Raw genomic sequence first — 3,602 nt, forward strand, 5'->3', positions numbered from 1 at the left:
AATTGAAGCAATATTGTTTATAAACCAGGGATCTATCCTGGTGATATCTGCAATCTTTACAGGAGAAACTCCGTTCTGAAGCGCAAATCTTATGAGGAACAGACGATCGGAACCGGGCCTGGCCAGTGAGGCAAGCAGTTCCTCTTCTCCGTTGATCGGAAAAGAGAGATAATCAAGCCCCTTCCGTCCGGTCTCAAGTCCCCGGAGTCCCTTCTGAAGAGCCTCTTTGAATGTCCGCCCTATTGCCATGGTCTCACCCACAGACTTCATCTGGATTCCAAGAGTGGAATCCGCCTCCGGAAATTTCTCAAAGGCAAAACGGGGTATCTTGACTACACAATAATCTATGGTGGGCTCAAATGAGGCCGGTGTTTCCTGCGTGATATCGTTTCTGATTTCGTCAAGAGTATAACCCACAGCGAGTTTCGCGGCGAATCTGGCAATGGGAAAACCTGTAGCCTTGCTCGCCAGGGCGCTGCTTCTGCTCACCCTGGGATTCATCTCTACTACCACCATGCGCCCGGTTCTGGGATCTACCGCAAACTGGATGTTTGATCCACCGGTCTCCACTCCAATCTCTCTTATGATCGCCACTGCCGCATCACGCATCTTCTGGTACTGACGGTCGGTGAGGGTCTGGGCCGGAGCAACTGTCACACTGTCTCCGGTATGAATACCCATAGGATCAAGGTTTTCTATGGAGCAGATTACAACTACGTTGTCCGCCTTGTCACGCATGATCTCCAGTTCGTATTCTTTCCATCCGATAACCGATTCCTCGATAAGGATCTCATGGATCCTGCTGCAGTGAAGGCCGTATCTGGCAGCTTTTTCGAATTCGGCTTCAGTGAAAACCAGCCCTCCGCCAGTTCCGCCCATGGTGAAAGAGGGTCTGATTATTAGGGGGAAACCGATCTCTGAAGCAATCTGCCAGGCTTCATCGAGATTGTAGGCAAAAGCACTTGCCGGAAGATCGAGCCCGATCCTCTGTATGGCTTTCTTGAACTCACTCCGGTCCTCAGCCCTCTTTATCGCCTTTTCATCGGCTCCGATAAGCTTTACATTGTATCTCTGAAGGACTCCGCTTTCGGAAAGCTCCATCGCGGTGTTAAGCCCGGTCTGTCCTCCCATTGTAGGAAGAAGCGCGTCAGGACGCTCGGCTATAATGATTTTCTCCACAATTTCCGGAGTGACCGGTTCGATATAGGTCCTGTCCGCCATATCGGGGTCAGTCATGATTGTAGCCGGGTTGCTGTTTACAAGTATTACCCTGTATCCCTCTTCTTTGAGAGCTTTACAGGCCTGGGTTCCCGAATAGTCAAATTCACACGCCTGGCCGATTATTATTGGCCCGCTTCCGATGATTAAAATGCTGTCGATGTCGCTTCGTCTTGGCATAATCCTGTCTCTGTTTATGTTAGTACAGTTAAATTCTGTCTGCTTTTTGCTTTTTTACTATCCAGTACATTGATAAACTGCTCAAAGAGATAACCGGAATCATGAGGTCCGGGAGATGCTTCAGGATGATATTGAACGCTGAAAACCCTCTCGGACTTCAGTTCAAGTCCCTCACAGGTGTTATCATTGAGATTCAAATGTGTCAAGGATGCGCCCGTAGAGGTCAGGCTGTCGATGTCAACACAGAATCCGTGATTCTGCGAAGTGATCTCTATGCACCCGTTTTTCATATTCTTTACAGGATGATTTGCGCCCCTGTGCCCGAATTTAAGCTTGTATGTCTTGCCACCCAGGGCTAATGCCAGGAGCTGATGGCCCAGGCAGATTCCAAAAATCGGCTTTTGTCCGATCAGCTTCCGTATTGTTTCAATTGCATAGGTCACTGCGGCAGGATCACCGGGACCATTTGAAAGAAAAATCCCGTCAGGATCGTAACCGAGTATTTCCGATGCGCTGGTGCCGGCAGGAACAACTGTTATCCTGCATCCCAGTGCCTGGAAGATCCGGAGGATGTTGTATTTGATTCCGAAATCAATGGCCACTATGGAGAAACGGGTTTGAGTTTCCTTCGCGAGATTGTTTTTATGCTCGTTCCAGATATATGGCTCTTTACAGGTAACATCCTTTACCACATCAAGCCCCTCCAGACCTCTCCAGGATCTTGCCTTGTCCACAAGATCATCACTGGATACCGCCGTATCACCGGCCCAGATCACCGCCTTCATAGCTCCTTTTACTCTGATATGCCTGGTCAAAGCACGGGTATCGATGTCCTGAACTCCGACAATCCCATTTTCAATCAGGTATTGGGAGATTGTCTTGCAGGAGGTAAAATTTGAGGGGTAGTCACAGGCCTCTTTTACCACAAATCCGCTTACCTGTACCCGTGATGATTCGATATCGGTATGATTGATACCGTAATTTCCGATCAGGGGATAGGTCATGGAGACAATTTGGGAAGAGTAGGAGGGATCAGTCAGGACTTCCTGATACCCGGTGAGGCTGGTATTGAAGACTATTTCACCGATCGATTCGCCTGGTGCACCAAACGATTCGCCTTCGAATATGGTACCATCTTCAAGCGCAATTATTCCTTTCACAAAACCTCGCTTTTTACATGAATCCGCAACAATACATTAGAATACGGTTCAGGTTATAGTTAAAATGTGCAGACACAACAAAAAAAAGGCATCCTCCCCTGTTCGCAGGGAAGAATGCCTTTTTGTATCCGGGACTGTACATGCTTTACTCTTAATAATGGATGCGGTTTTTTTTACAAAACCGAAATCAATATAATGCTTTTTCAGAAAGGTGTCAATACTGTGTTTACAGGGTTACAAAATTGTGCTGATATCTTGACGGATAAATTTACTAGGGCGTAGACAAAAAGGAATGGGATACTGCGTGTCGGGACTCATCTGTCTGTTCTTCCAATCGGAATCGGCATCGGTATCGACTATTTACCACTAAGGAAAATATATCTTGATTAAGGAGAGAAAAATCAGGTTTCGTTTTCAAAAATAATCGATTGTCGGTTCCGACTCCGGAAAAAGGCACTGTTTACAGAATGTAAAATTCACACTGCTGAACCGACTACTGAATACGTCCATTCGACACAGATGCCAGCGCCGGGAGAAAGAGGAATACTCAGTCTTGTGTGGCAAGCTCCACCAGATCCTTCAGTTCGGCTGATCTTTTGGTAAGCACGAATGTGCACCGTGAAAAATTGTATGCAGGCCATCCGTTCCAGGCTACGTAGTCTCCGTATTTATCTTTCATGTTGTAGACTGCGGTTGTGGTGTTATCGAACTCCCAGGTCATCACCGAGTCGGACCACCAGTCAAAGGTCACTTTTACATCTCTGAACTTGTGGTAAACGGTAGGGATCTGATAGTTGACCCCGACTCCAAGTGCGTCCAGAAGCTCTGTTAGAGTCGTCTGTCCCGGTACTTCCAGTTTCATCTCCAATGTGAAACGGTCCACTGTCCCCCCATCGATAAACCACTCACCGCCGTTAAAATTGAGACTGGCATAATTGAACACCTGGTCTACCTTTCCGACCACTTCCAGAAATTTGGAGTTGCTTGCTCCATACACCAGGTACATTGCCATAGGCCCGGCAGTTGAGATGACAGTGTTGTCAC

At 47.5% G+C, this 3,602-nt stretch carries 3 protein-coding genes; all 3 read right to left on the minus strand.

What is annotated here, in order from left to right; translation table 11 throughout:
- A partial coding sequence (gene carB, locus GX089_04785; GenBank protein ID NLP01790.1) for a carbamoyl-phosphate synthase large subunit occupies positions 1-1,398 on the minus strand: 1,398 nt, incomplete at its 3' end.
- Between the two features lie 14 nt (positions 1,399-1,412).
- Positions 1,413-2,558, minus strand: coding sequence for a glutamine-hydrolyzing carbamoyl-phosphate synthase small subunit (gene carA / locus GX089_04790; GenBank protein NLP01791.1), 1,146 nt, complete (start codon positions 2,556-2,558; stop codon positions 1,413-1,415).
- Positions 2,559-3,105: 547 nt separating this feature from the next.
- On the minus strand, positions 3,106-3,602 hold a 497-nt coding region (locus GX089_04795; protein NLP01792.1), incomplete at its 5' end, for a hypothetical protein.

It is taken from the genome of Fibrobacter sp. (assembly GCA_012523595.1).
Taxonomy (GTDB): domain Bacteria; phylum Fibrobacterota; class Chitinivibrionia; order Chitinivibrionales; family Chitinispirillaceae; genus JAAYIG01.